Source organism: Halobellus sp. LT62, from assembly GCF_037031285.1.
In the GTDB taxonomy this organism is placed as follows: domain Archaea; phylum Halobacteriota; class Halobacteria; order Halobacteriales; family Haloferacaceae; genus Haloquadratum; species Haloquadratum salinisoli.
In genome coordinates this window covers 287,352-313,237 of sequence record NZ_JAYEZO010000001.1, presented here as the reverse complement: position 1 = coordinate 313,237, position 25,886 = coordinate 287,352, and the positions used below count along the sequence as shown (strand labels likewise).

Here is a 25,886-nt window from a genome sequence, read left to right as displayed (position 1 = left end):
TCGACTGCAGCGACAGCTCAGACGGTCTCCAAGAAATAGCTCAGACCGTCTCCAAGAGATAGTCGAACGCGCCCGAGCCGACGTGGAAATGCCCGTACGTCGCGAGCGTGTTGTACTCTCGGAGTCCGTCGTTCGCGCCGTCGACGCCCGCGCCGCGCACCATCTCGAAGGCGAACCGGGCGTCCGGAGCGGCCGTCGCCGACGAGTAGTGGAACTCGTGCCCGCGACGCGTCTCGCCGGCGGGTGCGATGAGACAGTCCTCGCGGGCGCGGACGCCCACGTGATCCAAGGCGACGGGACCGTCCGTCATCCGCGTCTCCACCGGGAGCACGCCCGCCATATCGTGTGCGACGCCGTCAGCGGTCGTCAGCGACTCGCCGAGCGCCATCAGGCCGCCGCACTCGCCGAACACCGGCAGCCCGTCGGCGGCGAGGTCGGCCAGTTCGTCCAGCGTGTCCGACGCCGCGAGCGCGGCCGCATGTCGCTCCGGGTAACCGCCGGGGAGGTAGACGACGTCGCAGTCGGGAACGGGGTCGCCCGCGACGGGCGAAAACGGCTCGACAGTTCCGCGGGCGGCGAGTCGCTGCCGCGTACTCGGGTAGACGAAACGGAAGGCGTCGTCGGTCGCGAGGCCGACCCGCGCGCCGGTCTCGTCTGCCGCGCGGAGCGACGGCGGCGTGTCGAGTTCCGGTCGACGCGCGAGGTCGACGAGCGCGTCAGCGTCGATCCCGCGTGCCGCCGAGTCCAACGCCTCGTCGTCGACGGGCGACTCGTCGCCGAAGTGGAGGCCGAGGTGTCGATCGGGGATCTCCAAGCCGTCGAGCGAGGGGGTGCGACCGACGTACCGGAGCCCCTCGACGGCGTCGCGGATCCCCTGTTCGTGACGGCCGCCGTGAGCGCGCGCGGCGAGGAGGCCGACGACGTCGATGTCGTAGCCCGCGCGGTCGGCGTACTGCTGGAAGCCGAGCGCGGTTGCGGCGACGCTCTCCATCCCGCCGGCGGCGTCGGCGACGAGGATCACCGGGAGGTCGAGCGCCTCGGCGACCGCGGCGGTGCTCACGTCGCCGTCGTAGAGGCCCATCATCCCCTCGACGACGCAGACGTCGCCCTCGTCGGCACCGAGCGCGTACGCTCGCCTGATCCCGGAATCGCCCGCGAGCCACGGGTCGAGGGTCCGCGAGGGGCGACCGAGCACCGCGGCGTGGTGGCTCGGATCGATGAAGTCGGGGCCGGCCTTCGCGGCGACGGGGGTCTTTCCTTCGCGTTCGAGCGCCCGACAGACCGCCAGCGTCGCGACGGTCTTGCCGACACCGGAGGCCGTCCCCGCCAGCACGACGCCCGGTAGGTCCGAGGGCACCGCATCGGTGGTCATCGACGGAAGGTGGCGACGCTTCCGGTTAACTGTTTTCAGGCAGTCGCGAACTGTTTTCAGGCGTCCGCGGGACGATCATTCGTTTTCGGTCCGCCCGTGGCGTACCTTTTTATCCGAAGCCGAGGCCAGCGTCCCCGTGAGTTGAGAGCGCCCTCGCATCGGTCCGCGGTTGCTCGGCACACCGATGCGAGATCGGATCGCTCGCGTCTCCGGGAGCGGGCGCGAGACGGCGGGTGCCGACTGTTCGCAAGACAACGCCGAATCTGCCGGTCGACGATCGACACGGGATTCGTGGGACGAGACGCTGGAGTGGTCGAGGGCTGAAACGGGCCACAGTATAAGTCGCTCCACGCGAAACGCCCGGTAGCACGTGGGGGCGTCGCTATCGACGAACACAACTCGAACCGACGGACTGACGACGGGTCGGCGGGTCAGACAGCCGCGGCTCCCGCAGACGAGGCGGCCGCGGACGAAACGGAGGAGTCGGCGACTGAACACGCCGCGAGCGACGGTTCCGACGTGTTCAGTCGTCTCAGCGAACGGATCGGACGCGTCGTCGACGTCCTCAAGGGATCGCCGCTCGACGTCCGCCCGTACCGCCCCGAAGACGGGGTGTTCGCCGACTTCGAGCCGCCGGAGGACGAGGAGATCGTCGACCAGTACTGGGTGAACGCCCCGTACGCGTACGTCGCAGTCACGTACGACGACGGCGAGAGCGAGCATTACTACTACGCGGTGGAACCCGAACTCGACGCGTTCGGACGCGAGTTGCGCTCTCGAATCAGCGTCGACATCCGCGATCCGCTCCTGTATCGGACCGACGCGGAACCGACCGCCGAGGAGACGCTCCGCTCGGAGTTGCAGGCGCTGTTGGAACAGTACGGCGTCGACGTGTCGATGCGGACGTTCCACGCGCTGTTGTACTACCTCGCGCGCGACTTCCGCGGCTTCGACCGCATCGATCCGCTGATGCACGATCCCCACATCGAGGACATCTCCTGTGACGGGTACGGCCTCCCGATCTTCGTCTACCACGACGAGTACACCGACGTCGAGACGAACGTCGCCTACGCCGCCGACGACCTCGACGACTTCGTGATCCGGCTGGCTCAGGAGTCGGGGCGACACGTCAGCGTCGGCGATCCGATCGTGGGGACCACGCTGCCCGACGGTTCGCGAGTCGAACTCGCGCTCGGCGAGGAGGTGACGCCGCGCGGATCGGCCTTCACGATCCGGAAGTACGCCGACGAGCCGTTCACACCGGTCGACCTCATCGAGTACGGGACGTTCTCGATCGAGGAGATGGCGTACCTGTGGCTCTGTATCGAGAACAACAAGAGCCTCATCTTCGCCGGCGGAACGGCATCAGGAAAGACGACATCGATGAACGCCGTCTCGATGTTCATCCCGCCGCGCGCGAAGGTGTTGAGCATCGAAGACACCAGAGAGCTGTCGCTGTATCACGACAACTGGCTGTCGTCGGTGACGCGGGAGCGACTTCACGAGGGCTCAGACATCGATATGTACGATCTGCTGCGCTCTGCGCTCCGACACCGACCCGAGTACATCATCGTCGGCGAGGTCCGCGGCAACGAGGCGGTGACGCTGTTTCAGGCGATGAACACGGGCCACACGACGTTCTCGACGATGCACGCCGACAGCATCGAGACGGTGATCAACCGCCTGGAGAACGAGCCGATCAACGTTCCCCGGGCGATGGTCCAGTCGCTGGATCTGCTGTGCGTGCAGACGCTGACGCGGGTCGGCGGCGAGCGCGTCCGGCGCTCGAAGGCGATCGGCGAGATCGGCGAGGTTGACCAGCGGACCGGGGAGCTCGATTACTCGCGCGCGTTCACGTGGCAACCGGAAACCGACACCTTCGAGCACGGCGACTCGACCCTCGTCGAAGAGATCCAGCGCGATCGGGGCTGGAGCCGCGCGGAGCGCAAGCGGGAAATGAACCGCCGAAAGCGGTTCTTAGCGCTCCTCGTCGAACTGGGGACGACCGACTACCGAACGTTCACTGCGCTCGTCAACGAGTACTACGCCGCGCCCGGGCGGGTAATGGACCGCCTCGAAGCCGCCGTCGACTCCGATGAGAACGGAGCCGCTGTGGATAGCGACGTCGGTGACGAAGCCGTCGCGGGCGGCGTCGGCGCGGCCGGGACCGACCGCGTCCGCGACACCGACGATGGGAGGTAGTTCCGATGGTCGTCCGTCTGCTCCTCGGCTACGCGCCGCTGGTCCTCGTCACGCTGCTCGCGCTTCTCGTCGTGCTCGTTCCGGTCAGTTCCCGCGCACGAACGCTCGTCTCGCGGCTGTCGCTGCCGCTTTTCGGCCGGTACGTCGACGAATCGGGAGCGATGCGTCGACGCCAGACGAAACGGATGCGAGCGGCGTTCATCGGCGAGAGCTACCGAGTCTTCGCCTCCCAGACGTATTTCATCGCGGCCGTCGCTGGCGTCGCAGGCAGCGTCTACGGCGTGTACCTCACCGCGTTGATTCTCCGGTCGCTCTCCGTCGACCCGGCGGTCGTCCGCGAGGCGCTTCCGACGCCGTTGCACGTGCTCGCAGGAGTTTCCGACCTGTCGAGCCTCTCGGGGGGAGAGCTGGTCGCGCTGCTCGCGGTCGCCAGCGCGACGGTCGGATCGCTGTTCGCGTTCGGGGCGTACTGGGCGCGGTGGACGGTCATCGAGCAGCGCGCTCGGACGCGGGGCATCGAAATCGATGCGACGCTCCCGCGGACGGTCGCGTTCGTCTATGCGCTCTCGCGGTCGGGCGTCCCGTTTCAGGAGGTGCTCCGAACGCTCTCGCAGAACCAGGACGTCTACGGCGAAGCCGCGCGCGAGTTCGGCGTCGCCGTGCGCGAGATGGACGCCTTCGGCACCGACATCCTGACGGCGTTACAGACGACGGCGAGTCGGACGCCGAGCTCGAATCTCGAAGAGTTCACCGAGAACCTCGCGAGCGTGCTCTCCTCGGGGCAGAACGTCTCGACGTTCCTTCGCGACCAGTACGAGCGGTTCCAAGAGGAAGCGCAGGCACAGCAGCGGCAGTATCTCGAACTCCTCTCGACGTTCGCGGAGGTGTACGTCACCGTCCTCGTCGCGGGGCCGCTGTTCTTCATCACCGTTCTCGTCGTGGTTGGGCTCGTCATCCAAGACACCCTCACTCTGATTCGGCTCGTGAGCTACGTCGCAATCCCGCTCGCCACCTTCGGATTCGTCGTCTACGTCGACAGTATAACGGAGGGGCTGAACGGCCCGAGCCACCGAGCCGCAGAGGACATCAACGGCGACACGCAACCCTCCGAAATCGGCGGTGAACGGGGGGTTGCAGACGGCGGAGCAGTTCGGGAGCGGACGGATCGAGTCCAGACGAAACGAACCCGGGCGGATCGAACCCAAGCGGGTCAACCGGACGAAACGACGGCCGAGAACTGGCACCGGCTGGCCGTCTACGACCGGTTGGGATCGCTTCGTTCGACGCTGTCTGACCCCGTCGAAACCGTCCTTCGGCGGCCGAGCTACACGGCGCTCCTGACCGGGCCGTTCGGCTTGCTCGCGGTCTGGTTATCGATCGGCGATGCGGTTCGCGACGCGGCCACCGCCGTCGGGAGCGGAGCGACCGACCCGGCTCGCGCCGCGATCGATCTCGTCGGGATCGCTGACGGCCCGATCGCCCTCTCGACGATCCTCGTCCTCGCCGGCATCTCCGTGGCGCACGAGGTCCAGAAGCGTCGAGTGCGCGCTATTGAGGCAGATATGCCCGACTTCCTCGACCGGATGGCGAGCATCAACGAGGCCGGCGTCACCGTCGTCGGATGCATCGAACGCCTCTCGACCGCTGAACTCGGTCGGCTCGGCGACGAGATCGAACGCGTGTGGCGAGACGTTCAGTGGGGATCAAACGTCGGCGACGCCCTGAGCCGGATGGAACGGCGGACGCACGCGCCGGCCGTCTCCAGAGCGGTGACGCTCATCCGGAACGCGATGGTCGCCAGCGGCGAAATCAGCCCGGTCCTCCACATCGCCGCCGACGAAGCACAGGAAACCAGACGACTCCGCCGGGAGCGACGACAGGAGATGCTCACCTACCTCGTCGTCATCTACCTCTCGTTCGTCGTCTTTCTCGGGATCGTCGTCGCCCTGACGGTCTCGTTCATCCCGGCGATCGAGGCCGCGGGACAGTCCGTCGGTGGAACGGGGGGACAGGTCGCCGGAGTCGACACCGGCGTCATCGGCGGACTCAGGACCGTAAACACGGCCGGATACGAGCTGCTGTTCTTCCACGTCGCGGCGATCCAAGGCGTCTGTTCGGGCCTCGTCGCGGGACAGTTGGGCGAAGGCAGCGTCGCGGACGGACTGAAGCACGCGACCGTCCTGCTGACGCTCGCGTACGTCGTCTTCGCCGTGCTCTGACCGTTCGGCGTCATCTTCACTGTGCACTGGCCGACCGGCGTCGTCTCACCGGATCACCGCGATTTTGTACCGCGCTCGCCTTTCGCGGGTATGGACGAGGAACGGTCGTCGGGAACGCCGGCCGGGGATCCCGGCGACACGTCGGTCAGAGACACCTACGACCGGATCTCCGAACACTTCGCGTCGACGCGTGAGTACCCGTGGCCGGAGGTGACCGCGTTCCTCGGCGGGGAGCCCGCTGGAAACCTCGATCCGGAAACGGCGGCGGCGCTCGGCGACGGTGCGAGCGTCGTAGACGGGGCGGTCCAAGAAGCCACGGAGGGTGGGTCGGGTCGGCTCGGACTCGATGTCGGTTGCGGAAACGGTCGACACTGCGAGTCGCTCGCGGGCGTCGTCGAGCGCGTCGTCGGCGTCGACGCGAGCAGGGGACTATTGGACACCGCGCGCGAGCGGGCCCGGAACCGCGGCTTCGACGACGCGCTCGGGTTGGTGCAAGCCGACGCGGCGACGCTGCCGCTTCGCGCCGACGTCGTCGGCGTCGCCGTCTACGTCGCGACGCTGCATCACCTCCGCCCGCGGGCGCGTCGGGTCGCGAGCCTCTCGGAGTTGGCTCGGGTGCTCGCACCCGGCGGGCGCGCACTCGTCAGCGCGTGGTCGACCGCGCACGACCGCTTCGATGAGACGGCGGGGTTCGACACGACCGTCCCGTGGACGCTGCCCGGCGGCGAGCGCGTCGACCGGTTCTACCACATCTACGATCCCGCAGAGTTCGAGGCGGACCTGACCGCGAGCGACCTCGATGTGGTCGCGAGCGTCGTCTCCAGCGGGAACTGTTACGCCGTCGTCGAGGCGGAGTCGGCGGCGACGACCGTCTAACACGGATCGCGGCCTGACGGACCGACGAGGCACCCGTGTCGAGTTCCGGGCGGGTGGTCACCACCGACGCACACGAACTCTGCGTTTAAGTCGAGGCGACGGCTAGGGAGAGACGAATGAGCGACACAGCGGACGTACGCGACTACGAGGTGGTCGTCGTGGGCGGCGGTCCGGCGGGACTGCAGACCGCGCTGTACACGACGCGACTGGGGCACGACACGGCCGTCGTCGACCGTGGCGGCGGGCGCGCGGCGATGATGTTGGAGACGCACAACGTCATCGGCGTCCCGGAAGAAACGTCCGGAAACGAGTTCCTCCAGACGGCTCAAAAACAGGTCGAAGACTACGGCGGCGACGTCGTCCGCGATTTCATCGTCGACGCGGAGCGGACCGACGACGGCCGTTTCCGACTCGTCGGCAACGACGCGGAGTTCCTCGCCGACCGGGTCGTTCTCGGCGTCGGGTTCAACGACGAGCGTCCGAAGCCGCCGGTCCCCCGAACCGGACGCGGACTGCACTACTGCCTGCACTGCGACGCGTACATGTTCGTCGACCGGCCGGTGTACGTGATGGGCACCGGCGAAGCCGCGGCCCACGTCGCGATGATTATGCTCAACTTCACCGACGAGGTGGACATTCTGCTCCGCGGCGAGGAGCCTGAGTGGAGCGACGAGACCGACGAACAGCTCCGCGGGCACCCGATCGACATCGTCGAACCGGAGATCACGGGGATGCGGAAGGGCGAGGACGGCTGGCTCGAAGCGTTCGAATTCAGTGACGGGACGGTCCGCCCCTACCGCGGCGGCTTCCCGATGTACGGCTCGAACTACAACACCGAACTCCCCGAGCAGCTCGGGTGCGAGGTGAACGACGACGGGACGGTCGCCGTCGACGAGAGTATGGAGACGACCGTCGACGGCGTCTACGCCGTCGGCGACATCACGCCCGGGCACAATCAGGTCCCGGTCGCGATGGGCAAGGGGGCGCAGGCCGGGATCGACATCCACTACGGCCTCCGGGAGTTCCCGCGGGACCTCGAATCGATCCGGGAGGACGGCCCGGTCTCGCCCGACGAACTGCCGGGACTGGGCGAGCGCGTTCACGCAGCCGCCGCCGAGTTCGAGGAGGCCCGCGCGCCCCCGCTCGACGCGGACGTCGCCGACGTCTCCGACGACGATTGACGTCCGAAATTACCGAACACTGCCGGTCGATTGGGACACTCTCTTCGGTGTACGACTCAACAATGCGATCCCGTTGCGAGCCGAAAGGGTAACACCCTTATTCGGGGACCGGGAACAGGGAAGTGACGGTTGTCGCCGACGCGTGGTGACGGCCGCAGTGTACGAGCGCCGGTGGTCTAGTGGTAGGACCTGAGCCTTCCAAGCTCATGGCCCGGGTTCAAATCCCGGCCGGCGCATTTCTCGAACGAAGTGAGAGAAATCGCCGAAAGGGATTTGAATCAGGGAGCGAGCGTAGCGAGCGACCGTGGTTCAAATCCCGGCCGGCGATTGTTTGAGGTTCGCGAGACGCGATCGCGTCTCATAAACAAACCAGAACGCGAAGCGATCTGATGCTGGCAAAAGTGGCGACCGAATGAGACCGAGAATGTATCACACTAATAGATAGTACGAATTAGTCCGTATTTTCCGGACAGGTCGAGTATAGAGCATTCTCCCACAAATAATATAAGATAACTTAAATAAGTATTATATATTCTATATGAACTTTGAATTAGTATGTATCTCACGAAGCGAGATCTCCTCAAGAGTGGCGCAGCCGTCGGTGCGGCTTCAGCTGCGGGATGTCTCGGGTCAATAACGGACGGTGAGACGCCGACGCTCCGGATGAACTACACCGTCCCAGCGGAGAATCTCATTTCATTGATGGCGATTCCCGAGATTCAAGATCGGTTTGAGAATCTGGGGTCGGCGTACGAGTTAGAGACGAACCAGAACCAGAGTACGCCGGACTCGCTGAACGCGATGGCTAGCGGTGACGCTGATATGGCGCTCTTGGCCTACGCGAGCTTCCCGGCGGCAGTATCACAAGATGCGGTTCCCGGCGGGTTGACCGCAATCGCGATGGACTTCTACGATGCCCACGAAGACTACTTCCGGTTTCCGGTGATGTCGATGGCGGATTCCGACATCCGCAGTGCGGAGGATCTGGAAGGGAGAACAATCGCGGTCAACGCCCTCGGGACTGGCGTTCACGCGATAATTTACCGAATGCTCGAAAACGTCGGTATCGACCCCGAAAACGGCGTCGAGTTCGTCGAACTCCCCTTTCCGTCGATCGCCGCGGCGATCCGCGAAGGCCGCGTCGACGCGGGGATTTTCGTCGCGTTGTTTGCCGCCGCTGTCGAGGCTGAAGGCGATATGCGGACCGTCTTCGACAGCCGAGACTCGTGGGGGCAAGCCTACCCGTTCGGCTTCGTCACCGCCTCTAACAACTCTCTGAACGAGAAGGAAGACGCCATCAGAGCGTGGGCGAGCGACTACGTATCAATGGTCGAGTACGTCTACGACAACCGAGAAGAGACCGCACAACTGGCTGCGGAGTACTTTGAGCTCCCCGGTGCTCTGCTCTCGTCGTACTACCTGACCGAGCGCGACTACTACCGACCGCGCGACGTCAGCCTCGATATCGATGCGCTTCAGTTCGTTTCCGACGAACTCGCGGAGATGGGGTTCCTCGAAGCGAGTCCAACGATCGGCGATCACGCGACGAACGAATATACCCCGTAATCCGCTGTCCGAATCCTTCATTGTCGTTTTTTCTATTCGTCGACCGTCGAATCAAAATTCACTCGACTTTGTATAATACATATTGCCTTATATGTGGTTAGTGAACCCTTATCCTTAGAGGGGAAACTCCTTTAGGGGGCAGGAATTGGTGTGACATATGACCAAGCCACAGAGAAACACGACTGGCGAGTCCGTCGGACTCGCGGACCCGACGGATGAGCGGTCGAACTGCGGTGTCGGTGCCGTCATCGACCTCGATGGCGGTCGATCACACGAGACCGTCGCCGACGGGATCGAACTGCTGGAGAACCTCGAACACCGTGGCACCACCGGTGCCGAGGAAGACACCGGCGACGGGGCGGGAATCATGATTCAGCGGCCCGACGAGTTCTTCGATGCGGTCGTCGATGCCGACCTCCCCGAGGAGTACGCGGTCGGTTCGATCTTTATGCCGCGAGACGAGGCCGCCCGCGTCGGACTCGTCGCGACCTTCGAACGCGTGCTCGCGGAACACGACCTCGACGTCGTCCACTGGCGCGACGTTCCGACGGATAACGCAGACCTCGGGGCGACCGCGGTCGAATCGGAACCGGACGTCTGGCAGGCGTTCGTCGTCCCCGAATCGGACCTCGACGACGACGAGTTCGACCGCGCGCTGTACGTCGCTCGACGCGCGGTCGAGAAGGCGATCGACGAGCTGGACTCCGCGGGCGCAACGCGCTTTTACATCTGCTCGCTCTCGCGAACGACGCTCGTCTACAAGGGCCTCCTGAAGGGCGAACAGCTCGCCGACTACTACCTCGACCTCGCCGACGAGCGCCTGCAGACGACGCTGACGCTGGTTCACGCGCGCTTCTCGACGAACACGCTCGGCGCGTGGCACCTCGCGCACCCGTACCGTCACATCGTCCACAACGGCGAGATCAACACGATCCAGGGCAACATCAACTGGATGCGGAGTCGGGAGACCGACCTCGAACATCCCGACTTCGGCGACGAGCTGGAGACGGTCAAACCCGTCATCAACGACCCCGATCAGTCGGACACGGCCTCCGTCGACAACGCCGTCGAACTCCTTCTACAGGGCGGTCGCGACCTCCCGCACGTCCTCCGGATGCTGATTCCGGAGGCGTACCGCAACGACGATCAGATGGCCGAGGAGCGACGCGAGTGGTACGACTACCACGCCTCGCTGATCGAGCCGTGGGACGGCCCCGCGCTCGTCGCCGCCACCGACGGCGACCGCGTCGCCGCCGTCCTCGACCGCAACGGCCTCCGTCCGTGTCGCTACGACGTCACGACCGACAATACGCTCGTGATGGCGAGCGAGGTCGGCGCGCTCGACACCGACCCCAGCGAGATCAAAGAGCGCGGCCGACTCCAACCCGGTCAGCTGTTCGTCGCCGACCCCGAGGAGGGGCGCGTCATCCCCGACGAGGAGGTCTTCGACTCGCTGACCGAGGAGCGGTACGGCGAGTGGGTCGGCGAGGAGCAGAAACAGCTCGCCTCGCTCGTCGATACCGACGACTACGCGCCGCGCGACGAAGTCGACTCCCTCCGAGCCGCGCAGGCCGCGTTCGGCTACACGCACGATCAGCTGGATCACCTGATCGAGCCGATGGCCAGAGACGGCAAAGACCCCGTCGGATCGATGGGCGACGACACGCCGCTGTCGGTACTCTCGGACTTCAACCGGCCGCTTTTCACCTACTTCAAACAGCTGTTCGCGCAGGTCACGAACCCGCCGCTGGACTACATCCGCGAGGAGCTCGTCACCTCGATGGAATCGCGGCTCGGCGCGCAGCGAAACCTGCTCGACGAGACGCCGGAGCACGCGCGACAGCTCGTCCTCGACTCCCCCGTACTCACCGACGCGCAGACGGCCGAGATCAAATCGCTCGGCGACGCCGGCGACGCGATGGATTCGACGATCGTCGATATCACGTACGAACGAGAGCGGGCGCTCGAAGACGCAGTCGAACGCGTCCGCGAGGACGCCGCGGCGGCCATCGAGTCGGGCTCGGACGTCGTCGTCCTCTCGGATCGGAACCTGAACTCCGATCGAGTCGCCATCCCGAGCCTACTGGTGACCGGCGCGGTGCACCACAGCCTCGTCCGCAGCGGTCTCCGGAACCACGCGGGCCTCGTCGTTGAGTCCGGCGATCCGCGGGAGGTACACCACCTCGCGACGCTCGTCGGCTACGGCGCGGACGCGGTCAACCCCTACCTCGCCTACCAGACGATCGCCGACGTCGTCGCCGGACCCGACGGAGCCGACGAGAACGAGTCGATCGCGGCGTACAAGAAGGCGCTGGAGGACGGCCTCCTGAAGACGATGGCCAAAATGGGTATCTCGACGGTCGAGTCCTACCAAGGCGCGCAGATCTTCGAGGCGGTCGGCCTCGACTCCGGCTTCGTCGCCGAGTACTTCGAGGGAACGGAGATCCGAACCGAGGGTATCGGCATCGACGTGATCGAAGCGGACGTTCGGACGCGACACACCGTTGCGTTCGGCGAGGACCCCGAACTCGACCGGCAGGGCGAGTACGAGCACCGCTCCGACGGGATCCACCACCAGTGGAACCCCCAGACGGTCGGCACGCTCCAGCAGGCGGTTCGCGCGGGCGACTACGAGAAGTACCAAGAGTTCGCCGAACTCATCAACGACCAGTCCGAGGAGCTCCAGACGCTCCGCGGCCTGCTCGAATTCGACTCCGACCGCGAGTCGGTGCCGATCGAGGACGTCGAACCGATCGAGGATATCGTCGAGCGGTTCTCGACGGCGGCGATGTCGCTCGGCAGCCTCTCGCCGGAGGCCCACGAGAACAACTCGATCGCGATGAACCGCCTCGGCGGCAAGTCCAACTCCGGGGAGGGCGGCGAACCGCCGGAGCGCTTCGGCACCGAGAAGGAGTGCAACGTCAAGCAGGTCGCCTCCGGCCGCTTCGGCGTCACCTCCGAGTACCTCACCAGCGCCGACGAGCTGCAGATCAAGATGGCGCAGGGTTCGAAGCCCGGCGAAGGCGGGCATCTGCCGGGCAAGAAGGTCAACGAGATGATCGCGCACGTCCGCTTCGCGACGCCCGGCGTCGGCCTCATCTCCCCGCCGCCGCTGCACGACATTTACTCGATCGAGGACCTCAAACAGCTCATCCACGACCTCAAGACCGCGAACCCAGAAGCCGACATCAACGTGAAGCTCGTCTCGGAGGCCGGCATCGGCACGATCGCCGCCGGCGTCGCGAAGGCCAACGCCGACGTGGTCCACATCTCCGGGCACGACGGCGGGACCGGCGCGTCGCCGAAGACGTCGATCAAGAACGCGGGTCTCCCGTGGGAGCTCGGCCTCGCCGAGGCGAACCAGATGCTCCGGGCGACGGGGCTGCGCTCGCGGATCCGCGTCTCCACCGACGGCGGGATGAAGACCGGCCGCGACGTCGCCGTCGCCGCGCTCCTCGGGGCGGAGGAGTACATCTTCGGCACGTCGTCGCTCGTCACCTCCGGCTGCGTGATGGCCCGGCAGTGCCACGAGAACACCTGTCCCGTCGGCGTCGCTACCCAGCGCGAGAACCTCCGGAACCGCTTCCCCGGTCAGCCCGAGCACGTCATCAACTACATGACGTTCATCGCCCAGGAACTCCGCGAGATTATGGCCGAGCTCGGCTTCACCTCGCTCGATGAGATGATCGGGCGGCCGTCGCTTCTCACCCAGCGCGAGACCGACCACGAGAAGGCCAAGCATCTCGACCTCTCGGACGTCATCGCCGAGCCCGCCGGCGACGCGCGACAGAAGACCGAAGAACAGGTTCACGCGGGCGTCGAGGCCCAGCTGGATCACCAGCTCATCGAGCGCGCCGAACCGGCGCTCGAAGGGGGCGAACCCGTCGCCATCGACTCGCCGATCTCGAACGTCGACCGCGCGGTCGGCGCGATGCTGTCGAACCGCATCTCGAAGGCCCACGGCGGCGCGGGGCTCGCCGACGACACGATCCGCGTGGATTTCGACGGCGTCGCCGGGCAGTCCTTCGGCGCGTTCCTCGCTCACGGCGTGACGATGGACCTCACCGGCGCGGCGAACGACTACGTCGGCAAGGGCCTCTCCGGCGGCAAGTTGATCGTCGAGACCCCCGAGAACGCCGCGTACGAGCCCGACGAGAACGTCCTCATCGGCAACGTGGCGCTCTACGGCGCGACGCAGGGCGAGCTGTACGTCAACGGCGTCGCGGGCGAGCGCTTCGCCGTCCGCAACTCAGGCGTGAAGGCCGTCGTCGAGGGCGTCGGCGATCACGGCTGCGAGTACATGACCGGCGGCGTCGTCGCCGTGCTCGGCGACACCGGCCGCAACTTCGCCGCGGGGATGTCCGGCGGCGTCGCGTACGTCTACGACCCCGACGGGGAGTTCGCCGACCGGACGAACACCGGAATGGTGTCGCTCGAAGCGGAGCTCGACGACTCCGATCGACGAATGCTCCGCCGCCTCGTCGAGAACCACGCGGCCTACACCGACAGCGACCGCGCGGCGTGGATGCTCGACGACTGGAGCGAGGTCGTCTCCGACTTCGTGAAGGTGATGCCCGACGCCTACGCCGAGGTCATCGAAGAGCGCGCCCGCGACGACGTCCGCACGGAGCTGCCGCCCGCCGCGTCGGCCGCGGCCGCAGACGACGGCGACCGGATCGCACAGACGAGCGACGACTGATCGCACAGACGAGCGACAACTGATCGGCTGGGAGTCGTCTGAAACCGCACGTCGATTGTTTCTCCGTTTCTATCGACAGCACACTTAACTCCGTGACCGCGGAACCGACACGTATGCGAGGGGCCCGGGGGAGTGACGCCGCCGATTCGGCGGATGCCATCCGTCCGCCGTCGACGGCGTGGCGTGGCGACGACCGCGCGGTCAGCGAGACCGTGAGCTTCGTCCTCGTTTTCGCACTCGTCGTCGGTTCCGTCGGCACCGTCTACGCCGTCGGCGTCTCCGAGTTGGAGGGGACCCGCGACGCCGAGCGCGTCGAGAACGCCGAGCGTGCCTTCGACGTTCTCGCGGACAACCTGCGCGACGTCCTCGAAGGGGCACCCAGTCGGGGGACGGAGGTGAAGCTCGCTGACGCCACGGTTCGCTCGGCGGAGAACGCCTCGATGAACGTGACCGTCGATCCCGACGGCGGCGAGTCGGTCTGGTGGGAGTTCTCGCTGCGGCCGCTCGTCTACGAGTCCGCGGCGGGCGGTGAGGTCCGACTCAGCAACGGCGCGGTGCTCCGCGACAGCGAGCGCGGCGGGGCGGCGGTGGTTCGGGATCCGCCACTGATCGCCGACGGCGTCGCCGACGGGACTGGCGACGGCGACGCGAGGGTGCGACTCACGCTCGTCAAACAGGAGCACGTCGGGAGCGCCGCGATCGGCGGCTCACAGACGGTCCGAATCCGCACGGCCGCCGGGAGACCGCGCCTGTTCTACGACGCTGACGGGGGACACGACATCAGGGTGAACGTCACGACGCCCTACACCGACGCGTGGGAGCGGCAGTACGAGTCGTCCGGGTTCGATTGTACCGAGGTCACCGAGCCGACCGCCGACACGTCCGGGACGATCTCCTGTACGGTCTCCGACGTCGATCGGGTGACAGTCGTGTGGGTCCGCGTGACGACGTCGTTCGAGTGAGCAGAGCGTCATCGACGCGCCCGGCGTCGTCCGAGTGAGCGCGGCGCATCCGCTGTCCCAGAGACCGAAACCGCGGGTCGGAGACGCTCAAACGCCTCTTTGAGTGTAGCGGAGGTATATGTTCGATGAATCACAAGTGAGGGATATGGTCCTCGAACCAACGGCCCGAGACCCCTCCAGTCGCAGCGACGCCAGACGCGAGTCGACTCCCCGGAGCGTTCCGATCCACGCCGAGGAACTACACGTGCGAAGCTACGCCCACGAGTGGAGCTACGACCTCGAAGTCGAGATTTCGACGCCCGACGGAACCGTCGTATTCGAGAAACAGTACTACCTGCGACCCGGCCGGGCCGCAAGCGAGCTCGGGGCGATCGAACCCGGCGAATACGACGTCCGCGCGGTGTTAGACGGTGACCGCGAGGCCGTTCGCCGCTGTCGGATCGACCGGACGCCCGAGGGGACGGCCGTCGTCGAAGTCGGTAACGGCATCCTCAGTCTGACTGAGGGGCTCAGCGTCCGGTGATCTCCGCACGCCGCGCGATCAGTCCAGTTCGACGGTCACGTTGTTTTCGGTGACGTGCAGGTACGTGATGTAGGACTCGCCGCCGACCGTCTCATAGCGCAGCGTCCCGCCGGACCCGCTGGTTGAGATCTGCGAGGTCCCGCGGTCGCCCGGGCCGTGGTCGACGGTGAGGTCGAACTCCGAGTCGAACATCGCGAAGTAGTGTCTGGTGAGGATCCGCAGGTGCTGTCGGTCTCCGTAGTCGTAGGTCGTGTCTTCACCGTCGTCGCCGGTGTGTGCGAACGTCGTGGGGTCGGCGCTCTCGGTCGCGGACTCGTTGCGCTCGTCCCAGTCGATAGCGGTTTCATCGAGGCTGCTCGATCCGTAGGTCAGGTTCTGTTCGGTGCCGGTGAAATCGATCTCGATGACCGTATCGCCGCCCTCGCAGGCGAGTTGGACATCGCCGGAATCGGAGGGAATCGAGTCGTTCGTCCAGCGGTGGACCCCCTCGGCGGTCGATTCGTCGTGATAGTAGACGTCCATCGTCAGCATCACCGAACCACCACCGCCGCCGCAGTAGTTTCCGGTCCCGCTCGGGACCTCCACGGCCGCCTCGTACGCCTTGTCGCCGTCCTCGACGTAGAAGGAGGCATAGAGGTTGTTGAACGACCCCTGATCCTTCTTGATCGACGTCTCGAAGTCGCTGACGGAGTGGCCGCCGGCGATACCGCGAACGGGAATGTCCTCGCCCTTCTCGGGATACGGGAACGCGCCGACCTCACCCGACGTTTCGAGCACGACCGTCGCCGTTCGGTCGTCGTGATCGACGGAGACGTTCCCGGTCGTCCGGGTCCGGAAGTAATCAGCCCACGCCTCGTAATACGCGCTGTGGACGGTCACGTCGACGGTCCCGTTCGTGACGGGATTCACGTACGGTCGGGTCTCGCCGTCGACCGGTTCGTCGTACGGTGCGCCGGGGCCGTCGGTGGCGGTCCCGGTCTCGTTGGGGTAGATCCGCGTCAGATCGCCGTCCCGTCGGATCGTCGCTCGGATATCGCCGCTCGCGGCGTCGGTCGAGCGGACGCGGAGGACCGGCAACGTTAGCGTCGTCCCGCGGTAGTGGAACTCCGGCGGCGACACCATCGACGTCCCGCCGCCCTCCTCCTGCCGCCAGACGCCGCCGCCCTGGTAGGCGACCGTCGTCTCGCCATTCCGGTAGGTGACCGAGCCGAGCGAGGCGTTGTAGATCTCCTCTGTCTCGCCGGCGGTGTAGTTCTCGTGTCTGACCCGGAGCCAGCCGCTCTCGGATTCCGCGGCGTAGTCGCCCCCGCTGGAACCACCGAGTCGGACGGTCTGGACGGAACCCTCTCCGAGGCCGACGACCGCCGCGCGGGCGTCGAGCAGCGTCATCGCGTGCTCCGCGCGGTCGATCGACGTGCTGTCCTGTACGTCCGACAGCGCCGAGCCGCCCAACGCGACGACGACGCCCGCACCGGTGATCGTCAGCGCGAGGAGCAAGACGAGGCCGATGTTTGACGCCTGTGCGCGATGGTCCATACTATAGCCCCCCAGTTCGTCCGAGATGGATCCCGTCGGGCCGCGACAGCGACAGCGCGTTCGCGCCGCCGCCCTCCGAGACGACGAGCGTCTCTCCCCCGCCCCCCGTGTCGAGTTCGATGGCGACCCAGCCGCCGGATACGGACGTTTCGTTCACCTCGAGGAGCGTCGAGACGGTAAGTGTGACGCTCACATCGGACTGTGCGGAACGAAGCGTCAACTCGTATCGCTCCGGGTCCGTGCCCGCTGTCGACAGTTCGGTGATCTCGATCCGGTAGGACTCGCTCGCGACCCGATCGGGGAGGTCGACGCCGACGCGGAGTTCCGGCGGCGACTCCGTCGACCGAGAGAGCCGGTCCGCGTCGTCGATCCCGGCTGCGAGCTGTTCGGCGATGACTTCCAGTTCCTCGCGGACGACGCGGTCGCGCTCGTTCTCCACGTAGCCGCTGCCCGAGATGAGCAGCCCCGAGATGAGTACCGCGGTGATACTCAGCGCGATGACGTAGTTGACGGTGATCGAAACCGCCCGATCGGATCGGGCACGGTCGCGTCGCGTGCGATCTTCCGACCGAGACCGACGCGATCGCGGCGTCATTCCGGTCGCACCTCGATCTGTGCCGCATAGTCGACGTCTTCGGTTCGGTACGTCACGTCGAACTGCGCCTCGTAGATCGCGTGCGTCCAGTGGGGCGAGTCGTTCGAATCGCTCGAAACGCCCTCCATCGACAGCGACGAACGGCGTTCGTCGAGTACCATCGAATACGTCCCCTCGGTCAAATGCGAGTCCCGGAAGTCGACGGCGACGTCGTCGCCGACGTCGGTGAGGTCCGCGAGCGCCGGACACGGCTCTCCTCCGACTGACTCGTTCGGGACGTCGATCGCGAACGTCCCGCCGGTATCGGACTGACAGATCTCGGTGTCGCCGCCGTCGTCGACGCGGATTTCCGGGTTACCACCGGTGTCGTACACGTAGAGCGTCGTCGTTCCCGCGTCCGAATCGATCTCGACCGCGAAGACCTCGTCAGTCCCGATAGCCGGATCGTCCGCAAGTTGTGACTCCTCGATCTCGAACCAGAGCGAGCGGATTCCCGAGAGGTCCGAGCCCGCGGCGACCGTCCAGTCTTCCACGCCCGTCTCGTTCGTGAAGTTCCGCGAGGCGTCATCCTGCTGGATCCGCGTCCCGTTCGTCGCGCTCGCGACCTCGACGGCGGCGACGTCGCCCGCGACGGCCCTGTGATGAGACGCCTGCTCGTCCCAGCGTCCCATCGTCGAGTGGAGGGCCTCGTTCAAGTCTGTCGGGTCGCTGTTGTTCCGATCGTTCACCGATCGGATGGCGTCGACGCCGGCCTCGCGGGATTCGGAGACGTACTCGATTACCGGCGTCGCGTCGACGCCGGCGTCGCGCGTCGCCAGATTCCCGGTGTAGATGGCGGTGTTCAAGAGCAGCGCCAGCGCGACGAACAGGACGGCTAAGGCGAGCGCACCGACGAGGAGTAACTGTCCGCGGTCGCCGCCGTTGCCGCCGCCCCTGCGGTCGTCCCCCGGACCGCCTGTCGACCCGCCGCGAACGCGACTCACATCCGCCATACGACGATCTCCACCTCCACGACCGAATACAGCGCTTGCTCCTCGTCGGCGTCCGAGACGACGTAGGAGGCGTCCTCCAGCGTCGTCCCCGAGACCGATTCGTCCGGGTTCCGCAACCGATCGCCATCCGAGAGCGTGACGAGGCGACGCTCGGTCGAGGCGTGATCGCTCGGCTCGCCGAGGTCGACGATCGGCACCGGCGTTCGATCGCCGTCGTCGTCGACGAAGTACAGCGTGAGGTCGAAGGCGATCCCCCGTTCGAGGAACGTCGCTTCGAGTACGTCCCCGAACGCCGTCGGCGGCGGTCCCCGGACGTAGCCGTCGTCGGTCGCACCGTGCCAGTTGCCCGCCGACTCGTTCCAGTACAGGAGCGTCGAGACGAGTGTGCCGTTCTCATCGGCGGTCGCGAGGACGCCCTCGGCGACGGCCGCCTGTTGGTTCTCGATGTGCTGGCTGGAGGTGCTGCCGGTCAGCGGCGTCACGGCGGTCACCTGCAGCGCGAAGACCAGCGCGGAGACGAGTATCATCGCGGCGGTGATCGCCTCCAGCGTGTGCGCCTGTCCGCGGTCCATCACCACACCCTCACGAGCAGTCGGTACGTCCCTCCGTCGATGGAGACGACGCGCTGTGCGGACGTCACCGATCGCGTCTCCGGGAGCGTCGGCCCCGCCGAGAGCGTCGTTCCGTTTACCGTCGCGACGCCGCCGTCGAGTTCATGTATCGAGACGTTGGCGTCGCTCGCGCCGTCGAACGCGAACAGTTCGGCGGTCGTGTCCGCCGAGGTGTTGAACTGACAGCTGAGGGGCGCGTCGTCTCCGCCGTTCAGTTGGTCGAACAGACCGGTCGTGCAGGGCTCGTTCAGCAGGTACGGGTCCGACGGTTCACCGAGTCTGTCCGTCGACAGCGACGTCGCGATGCGATCCGCCGTCTGCGGGCCCTCCGCGCTCTCGAACGGCGCGAAGATCGTCGGTACGAAGGCGACGACGAAGGCGACGACGAGCAGGAACAGGCCGATCCCGATCGCGAAGTCGATCGTCGTCTGCGCGCGGGCCGTGGAGTCGCGGGCGGGCAGCGTCATCGGTTACCCCACCACCATCCAGACGGCGAGCGCAATCGTCTGTAGGATGACGACGAACTTCACCCCGGAGACGATGTCGGCGTCGCGGATGTAGCCGCTGATGAACCCCGAGAGCGCCGCTTGCAGCGTGACGGCGTGGAAGAACAGCACCGACAGCAGGTTGGTGTCGACGCCCCCGCCGAAACTCAGCCCCTGCCCGGAGAGTTCGCCGCCGGAGGAACCGGCCTGCGAGGACAACCCGGACATCACGTCGAGGAACTGCGTCTTCAGGATGGCCATCACGCCGAGCAGCGTCAGGTACGTCATCAGGATGATCGCGACCTGCATTCGGGTTCGGGACTTGCGCTCGCGCTCGATGTCGTCTTGGTTCTCCGAGGCCTGCGCCGCGGTCGTCAGAACTTCGGTGATCTGACTCGACGCCTCTTGGGCCTTCGAGATGAGCTTGACCGTCCGCGCGAGCCGCGGGATGTGGTACTTGTTGTTGAACTCGACGAGCGCGCTGCGCAGGCTCATCCCGTAGTTCACCTTCGCGTGCATCACCTCGAATTCCTCGGCCAGCTTGCCCGAGGAGGTCGACGCCACCGTCTCGACGGATTCGAGCAGGGTCTGGCCGGTGTCGTTCGCGCTGGAGAGCTTCCGGAGGTTGTCCGAGAGCTTGCCGACGATAGCGTTCCGCGAGCGGACGTTCCACGTGTGAAACGCCGCCAGCGGGATCCCGACGACGTACACCGGCACGTACCACCAGACGAACGTCCCCCAGACGGGGTTCTCGACCATCCCGCCCCACGACAGCGGCGCGGCCCCGTTGGCGACGGTGACTGCGAGGAGTGCGATCGCGGCGGGGACGGTCAGAAGCAGCGAGTACAGCGGGTTGTCTCGGAAGAACAGGTGTGGGTTTCTGAGTAGCTGCCCCGTCTTGTAGGTCCCCTCGCGCGAGCGGATCCGATCGAAGAGCCGGAACTCCCCGACGAAGCTCTCGATCAGCCCCATATGGATCAATCCTTCGCGGTTGATCTGTTCGAGTCGCTCGGAACTGTTCGACGGCTGGAGGTACCCGTCGCCGGGTTCGTCCTGTTTGACCGTCGAGACGAGCACGAGGAAGGCCACGCCGGTCAACGGAATGAGCCCGTAGACGGTCCCGTACAGGAGTTGCTGCTGAGCCTGCCCGAGCATACTCATGATGACGAGGATGATGATGAGAAGGAGCGGAAACAGCGACAGCGTCATATACATCTCGCCGAACAGCTCCAGCGTTTCGAGGACGGTCTCCTGCTCCTGCTTGGCCGTCCGGAGGTGCTTCTCCTTTTTGTCGTCTAAGAACTGCTCCATATTGCCACCGGAGTTGACGATCGAGAGCATATCCGTCAGGAACTGCGAGAGCTCCTCGGAAGGCGTCGTCACCGCCTGATCGCGGATCGCGTTCCGGTAGTCGGTCCCGAAGTACTCCGTCTCGCGGACGATGCTCTGGAACTCTTGGGCGACCTCGCCGTAGGTGTCGTCGGCGCGGCCCATCGCCTCTAAAATTTCGAGCTGGTTCAGCCCGCCCACCGAGAGGGCGTACATAAACGAGATCGCGTCCGGGAGCAACATATTGATCTCGCGCTTTCTCCCAGAGGCCTTCGAGTACGGTACGGCGACGAGACTACCGAATCCCAGTCCGAACCCGATCGCCCCGAAGACGACGCCCGAAACGAGCGTCACCGCGGGGACGGTGAGCGCCTTCAGCGCCGCGGCCGTCGACGCGTCCGGCGCGGGGAGGCCGATACTGACCGCCGCCGGTGAAACGAGGCCGAGCGCGAAGATTCCCCACGCGACGACCGACCCCACGAGCCACAGCGCGCCGCCGGCGATGACGCCGATCGCGATGGCGTGTGAGAGGTACAGTTCCACCGTCGACGGCATTCGGGCCTGTTCGAGCTTCCGCCCGAGGTCGGCGACGAAGTCGCCGTCCTCGTCGAAGAGGAACTGAAACACGGGGTAGAACGCGTCACCGAGCGTGTCCGTGCTCCGGTCGAGCCCCTCACCGTCGGCGTCGCCGACGTCCAGACTCATCTGTCGGTCTCCGTCGACTCGTCGGGGGCGCGTTCGTCTCCCCCCTCGTCGCCATCGTGCTCCGCTCCCTCGTCGCCGTCGACCTGTCTGACGTCGCCGAAGTCCCACGCCTCGTCGGCGTCCTGTTCCTCGTTTGCTTCGGTATTCGCCTCATCCCCAACGTCCGCGTTTACCTCTTTATCAACAGCCACGTCCGAGTCCTCGTCAACGTCCGCGTCCGAGTCCAGATCGAACCCGTTCGCCTCCGCGGGATCGCTCGCGGACGGGTCCGCGGCGTCGGCGGCCGGCGCGTCGAGGCCGCTCTCGGGACCGGATTCGGACGTCTCCGTTCCGTCAGCCTCGCTGTCGGACGGCCCTTCCAGCAGATCCTCGATGCCGAACTCCCCGTCGGACGCCTCTCCGTCGAATCCCGCCGCGTCGGTGCGCTCGTCCGCGTCGCTGGCATCGTCGGTACGGGCGAGGACGTCTCCGTCGTCCGCCTGAGCGACGTCGTCTCCGCCCTCCGCAGACGCCGACGACTCGTCCGGACTCGGATCGAGCGCCGGCGTCTCCGATTCGTCGCCTACTTCATCCTCCAACGCGGGTGTGTCGGCACCGTCGTCGAGCGTCGGCGTTCCCGAGCCGTCGTCGAGCGCCGGGGCCTCCGCCCGTTCGTCGAGCGCGTCGAGTTCGGGATGATCGCCTGCGTCGGCGGTGACGTCCGGCGCGGATTCGACATCGAGCAGCGCGTCGGCGACATCGACGTCTTCGAGGTCGCGGTACTCGGGCCACAACTCCTCATCGGCGCGGTCGAGGATCTCCGCACAGACATCTCGGATCTCTTCGCCGGGACTAGGCCGGGGGACCATCTCCTCCTTCTCGGGATCGACGTTGATCTCGACCGATTCCATCTCTCGCAGGTCTTCGAGGCTGCGTTCGAGGTCGTCGCGGGCCATCAGCGCGAGGATCGTCTCCTGATCGTTGATGAACGCCTGCAGCGTCGCCGCGACCTGCGAGTACGTGTTGAGCCCGCGGTCGATCAGGTACGCGAGCACGACGTGCCGCTTGAACAGCTCGTCGTCGAGTTCGGCTCTGGTCCAGCCGCGGTCGAAGCGGACATCTTCGAGGGTGTTCGACGAGCCCATCTTGAGGAACTCGTCGCCCTCGGCCTGCCACTGGTAGACGTCTTGGACGTTGATCTCGTCGTTCTCGGCGTCGTAGTGGTTGATTTCGGTTAAGGACTTGTTCCGCCGCACCTTGTTGCCCTGCACGCGGGTCGACGTCTGGATCGAGACGAGATCCAGCGCGGTGAACATCGTCTTTGAGACATTAATCGGATCGGTCGTGAACCGCTTGAGGACCTCGCCGACGCTGTCGGCGTGGAAGGTCGTGTACGTCGTGTGCCCGGTACTCATCACCTGAAAGAGCGTCCGCCCCTCCTCGCCGCGGATCTCGCCCATCACGATGTAGTCGGGGCGCTGTCGGAGCGCCGCCTCCAGCAGGTCGAACTCGTCGACGTCGCCGCGGTCGTCGTCGCTGAACGACGGGCGCGTGACGGAGGCGACCCAGTTCCGCTGCGGCAACTCGACCTCGCGGGTGTCCTCGATCGAGACGATCTTCGAGTTCGAGGGGATGAAGAGCGACACCGCGTTCAGCGAGGTCGTCTTCCCGGAGGCCGTCCCGCCGGCGAAGATGAGGCTCTTGTCGTTCTCGATGCAGAGCCAGAGGAACGCCATTTCCTCGAGAGAGAACGTCTTCCAGTTGATGAGGTCGATCGGCGTGAACGGGACGTCCTTGAACTGCCGGATGGTGTAGTTCGTCCCGTGATCAGACACCTCGCGGCCGAGCGTGAGCTGCGCGCGAGAGCCGTCCGGAAGCGTCGCGTCGACCTGCGGCCGCCGCTTGGAGATCCCCTTTCCGGACCGCTGGGCGAGTTTGACGACGAAGTCGTCCAGCTCGTCCTCGCCGTGGTAGATGTTCGAGATGATCTGCTCGTAGTCGGAGTGGTAGACGAACACCGGCGAGTTGTACCCGTCGCAGGAGATGTCCTCGACGTTGACGTCGTGTTTGATCGGATCGATGCGCTCGTAGCCGATGAAGTCCCGTCGGAGGACGTACAGCAGCTTCTCGACTTGGTAGTCGGTCAGGTCGGTCGAATCCTCCGCCAGCACGGCCGGTTCCGGCCGTGCGGCGATGCCGTCGAGCGACGGGTCGTCGGGCTCGGATTCGCCTGCCGCGAGGAGCCCATCGAGGTGGCCGCCGAGAGAGCCTTCGCGCAGTCCCAACGAGCGGGCGATTGACGCCAACGACCCCGGTGACGCTGACCGAGCCGCGCCCCCGTCGGTCGCTGTAGAGGCGGTCGTCGACGCTTCCGACGCGTCGGCCTCGGTGTCGCCGGCCGCGTCCTCCCCGCCGTCGCCACTCCCGAACGGAAGGTCGAACTCGAACTTCGAGAGGAATCCCGTTCCGTCTGCTTCACCCGCCTCGCCCGCCTCGCCCGCGGTGGCGTCGTTTCGCGCCGTCAGAACGGACAGTCCCGTCTCCCGGGGGTTCTCCGGGACCTGATAGAGGTTGTACCGTTCGAGCAGTTCCAGCGACTGCTGTTCGATGACCCCTCGGCGAGTGTCGGGGCCCCCTCCGACGACGCTCTCGTCGTCGTATTTGATCGCCGTCCGGAGCTTCCCGGTCAGGTACTCCGCCAAGTCGGCCTCGAGCCGGTTTTGATGCGGCTCGATCGCGTAGTACTTCTTCTCGTTCTCCTTCGTCGAGTGGAAGATGATCACGAACGAGTGCGGTTCGTTGACCCAGTAACGCTCGACCTCTCTGAAGTGGGTCTTCTTCTCCATCGGAACGGCCTTTTCGAGGTCGTAGCGGTTGACAACCGTCGTCGCCCCCCGCGCGTCGCTGAAGAAGGCGTCCTCGTCGAGGTCGGGGTTCACGTCGACGGTGCGCTCCTCGACGACCTCGTCGAGTTCCTCGGCGCGCTTCGCGCCGTGGGCGAGCACGTCCTCGATCGCGTCGGGATCGAACCCCAGCGCCTCGGTCTCGTCGAACCGCTCGATCTCGCCGTCGCCGTCCCGCGGTCGCGACCCGTCGGCCTCGTAGTAGTACTCGCGCTTGTAGTGCTCCCAGAGCCAGACGTCCTTGACGACGGGCGTCGTCTCGGGGTCGCAGAACGCCTCGAACTCCCCCTGAATTCGCTGTGCCTCGCCGATCGCCGAGACGAACTCGTCTTCGGTGTCGACGGGGTGGAACCCGAGCTGAGACTCGGCGTCGACGCTGACCTCGTCCCAGTCTTCGCGGGTGGGCTCGGGGATCTCGACGCCGTCGTCCCAGCGCGCGTTCTCGGCGTCCTCGCCGGAGTACGCCCGCGGGTCGAATCCGTCGTACAGCGTCTCGACGTCGCCGTCGACGCCGTACTCGTCCAGAAAGTCGGCCCACGTGTACTCGTCGACGGCGACGCGCGGCCCGCCGAGTTCGGTGTCGTCGGGCGCGGCGTCCGCCGTCGCGGAGCCGTCGGCCTCGCCGGTATCCGAGGGCTGATCCGACGGTCGGTCGGACTCCGCCGTCGGCGGTGTGGTCGATCCGTCCGCCGGTGGCTCCGCGTCGTCGGTCGGCTGAAGCCCCCCAGCCCCATCCGCGCCCGACGTTCCGGCATCCGGATCGACGGCGTCCCCCTCGCGAGTCGACGGGCGCTCGTCCCCGTCGCCCTCCAACGCGTCGTCGCCGTCCCGTTCGGGATCGGATGACGACGCGTCGTCGTCGCTTGCCATCGTTCTGGCGTCGGTGGCCGCACGGAAAAAGACTTCTCCCCAATTATCACTGAATTAATCTCGGAGATGCCGTGAAATAAATGTCTGTGCGCGTGAACGTTCGACCGGAAGATAGTAGCGGTTGTAGCTGAGTGTTCATCCGATCGCACGATGGCGTCCGATCGAGTGAGTGAAAACTGACAACCGCGATGAGAGAACGGACGGCCGCGACCCGAGGTGGAGATCGGGTCCGCTACGGAGTTCGAAGTCGGATCCGTTACGGAGTGTGAGGTCGGGTCCGC

General features: G+C 66.1%; 16 protein-coding genes and 1 tRNA gene. 9 read left to right on the top strand and 8 right to left on the bottom strand.

Translation table 11 applies throughout. The features are described 5' to 3' along the window. Positions 1-40 precede the first annotated feature (40 nt). On the bottom strand, positions 41-1,372 hold the full coding sequence (locus tag U5919_RS01450) for a cobyrinic acid a,c-diamide synthase CobB (RefSeq protein ID WP_336021748.1): 1,332 nt from the start codon (positions 1,370-1,372) through the stop codon (positions 41-43). Between the two features lie 519 nt (positions 1,373-1,891). Between U5919_RS01450 and U5919_RS01445 the strand changes: the two genes are divergently transcribed. The 9 genes from U5919_RS01445 (at position 1,892) to U5919_RS01405 (ending at position 15,600) form a co-directional block, all read left to right on the top strand. After that, positions 1,892-3,574 carry a type II/IV secretion system ATPase subunit gene (locus U5919_RS01445; RefSeq protein WP_336021747.1) on the top strand — a complete coding sequence of 561 codons (1,683 nt, stop codon included), beginning with the start codon at positions 1,892-1,894 and terminating at the stop codon, positions 3,572-3,574. A 5-nt stretch (positions 3,575-3,579) separates the two neighbouring features. Next, entirely contained in the window at positions 3,580-5,793 is a 2,214-nt protein-coding gene (locus tag U5919_RS01440; protein WP_336021746.1) for a type II secretion system F family protein, read from the top strand. Between the two features lie 90 nt (positions 5,794-5,883). After that, positions 5,884-6,669 carry a class I SAM-dependent methyltransferase gene (locus tag U5919_RS01435; RefSeq protein WP_336021745.1) on the top strand — a complete coding sequence of 262 codons (786 nt, stop codon included), beginning with the start codon at positions 5,884-5,886 and terminating at the stop codon, positions 6,667-6,669. Between the two features lie 116 nt (positions 6,670-6,785). After that, complete coding sequence (locus U5919_RS01430) at positions 6,786-7,850, top strand: NAD(P)/FAD-dependent oxidoreductase (protein ID WP_336021744.1); 1,065 nt, start codon at positions 6,786-6,788, stop codon at positions 7,848-7,850. A gap of 165 nt (positions 7,851-8,015) precedes the next feature. Beyond that, a tRNA-Gly gene (locus U5919_RS01425) sits at positions 8,016-8,086 on the top strand. Between the two features lie 319 nt (positions 8,087-8,405). After that, positions 8,406-9,416 (top strand): ABC transporter substrate-binding protein, encoded by a 1,011-nt coding sequence (locus U5919_RS01420; protein WP_336021743.1) that lies wholly within the window; start codon positions 8,406-8,408, stop codon positions 9,414-9,416. 157 nt (positions 9,417-9,573) lie between these two features. After that, positions 9,574-14,115, top strand: coding sequence for a glutamate synthase large subunit (gene gltB, locus U5919_RS01415; protein ID WP_336021742.1), 4,542 nt, complete (start codon positions 9,574-9,576; stop codon positions 14,113-14,115). A 113-nt stretch (positions 14,116-14,228) separates the two neighbouring features. Then, the gene (locus tag U5919_RS01410; RefSeq protein WP_336021741.1) at positions 14,229-15,077 is read left to right on the top strand and encodes a DUF7289 family protein; all 849 of its coding nucleotides are present in this window, start codon (positions 14,229-14,231) and stop codon (positions 15,075-15,077) included. 145 nt (positions 15,078-15,222) lie between these two features. Beyond that, positions 15,223-15,600, top strand: coding sequence for an Ig-like domain-containing protein (locus tag U5919_RS01405; protein WP_336021740.1), 378 nt, complete (start codon positions 15,223-15,225; stop codon positions 15,598-15,600). 18 nt (positions 15,601-15,618) lie between these two features. Here U5919_RS01405 and U5919_RS01400 read toward each other — a convergent pair whose 3' ends face one another. Genes U5919_RS01400 through U5919_RS01370 form a run of 7 tightly spaced genes read right to left on the bottom strand, consistent with a single transcriptional unit; the run spans position 15,619 to position 25,605 of the window. Further along, on the bottom strand, positions 15,619-17,136 hold the full coding sequence (locus U5919_RS01400) for a DUF7289 family protein (protein ID WP_336021739.1): 1,518 nt from the start codon (positions 17,134-17,136) through the stop codon (positions 15,619-15,621). 1 nt (position 17,137) lies between these two features. Continuing rightward, complete coding sequence (locus U5919_RS01395; protein ID WP_336021738.1) at positions 17,138-17,731, bottom strand: DUF7266 family protein; 594 nt, start codon at positions 17,729-17,731, stop codon at positions 17,138-17,140. Beyond that, on the bottom strand, positions 17,728-18,723 hold the full coding sequence (locus tag U5919_RS01390; protein ID WP_336021737.1) for a DUF7261 family protein: 996 nt from the start codon (positions 18,721-18,723) through the stop codon (positions 17,728-17,730). The genes U5919_RS01395 and U5919_RS01390 overlap by 4 nt, the downstream gene beginning before the upstream one ends. Beyond that, positions 18,711-19,295 carry a DUF7288 family protein gene (locus tag U5919_RS01385; RefSeq protein WP_336021736.1) on the bottom strand — a complete coding sequence of 195 codons (585 nt, stop codon included), beginning with the start codon at positions 19,293-19,295 and terminating at the stop codon, positions 18,711-18,713. Before U5919_RS01385 ends, U5919_RS01390 begins: the two co-directional genes overlap by 13 nt. Continuing rightward, positions 19,295-19,801 carry a DUF7287 family protein gene (locus tag U5919_RS01380; protein ID WP_336021735.1) on the bottom strand — a complete coding sequence of 169 codons (507 nt, stop codon included), beginning with the start codon at positions 19,799-19,801 and terminating at the stop codon, positions 19,295-19,297. Before U5919_RS01380 ends, U5919_RS01385 begins: the two co-directional genes overlap by 1 nt. Before the next feature lie 3 nt (positions 19,802-19,804). After that, positions 19,805-21,853 (bottom strand): type II secretion system F family protein, encoded by a 2,049-nt coding sequence (locus U5919_RS01375; RefSeq protein WP_336021734.1) that lies wholly within the window; start codon positions 21,851-21,853, stop codon positions 19,805-19,807. Continuing rightward, positions 21,850-25,605, bottom strand: coding sequence for an ATPase, T2SS/T4P/T4SS family (locus U5919_RS01370; RefSeq protein ID WP_336021733.1), 3,756 nt, complete (start codon positions 25,603-25,605; stop codon positions 21,850-21,852). Before U5919_RS01370 ends, U5919_RS01375 begins: the two co-directional genes overlap by 4 nt. Between the last annotated feature and the right edge of the window lie 281 nt (positions 25,606-25,886).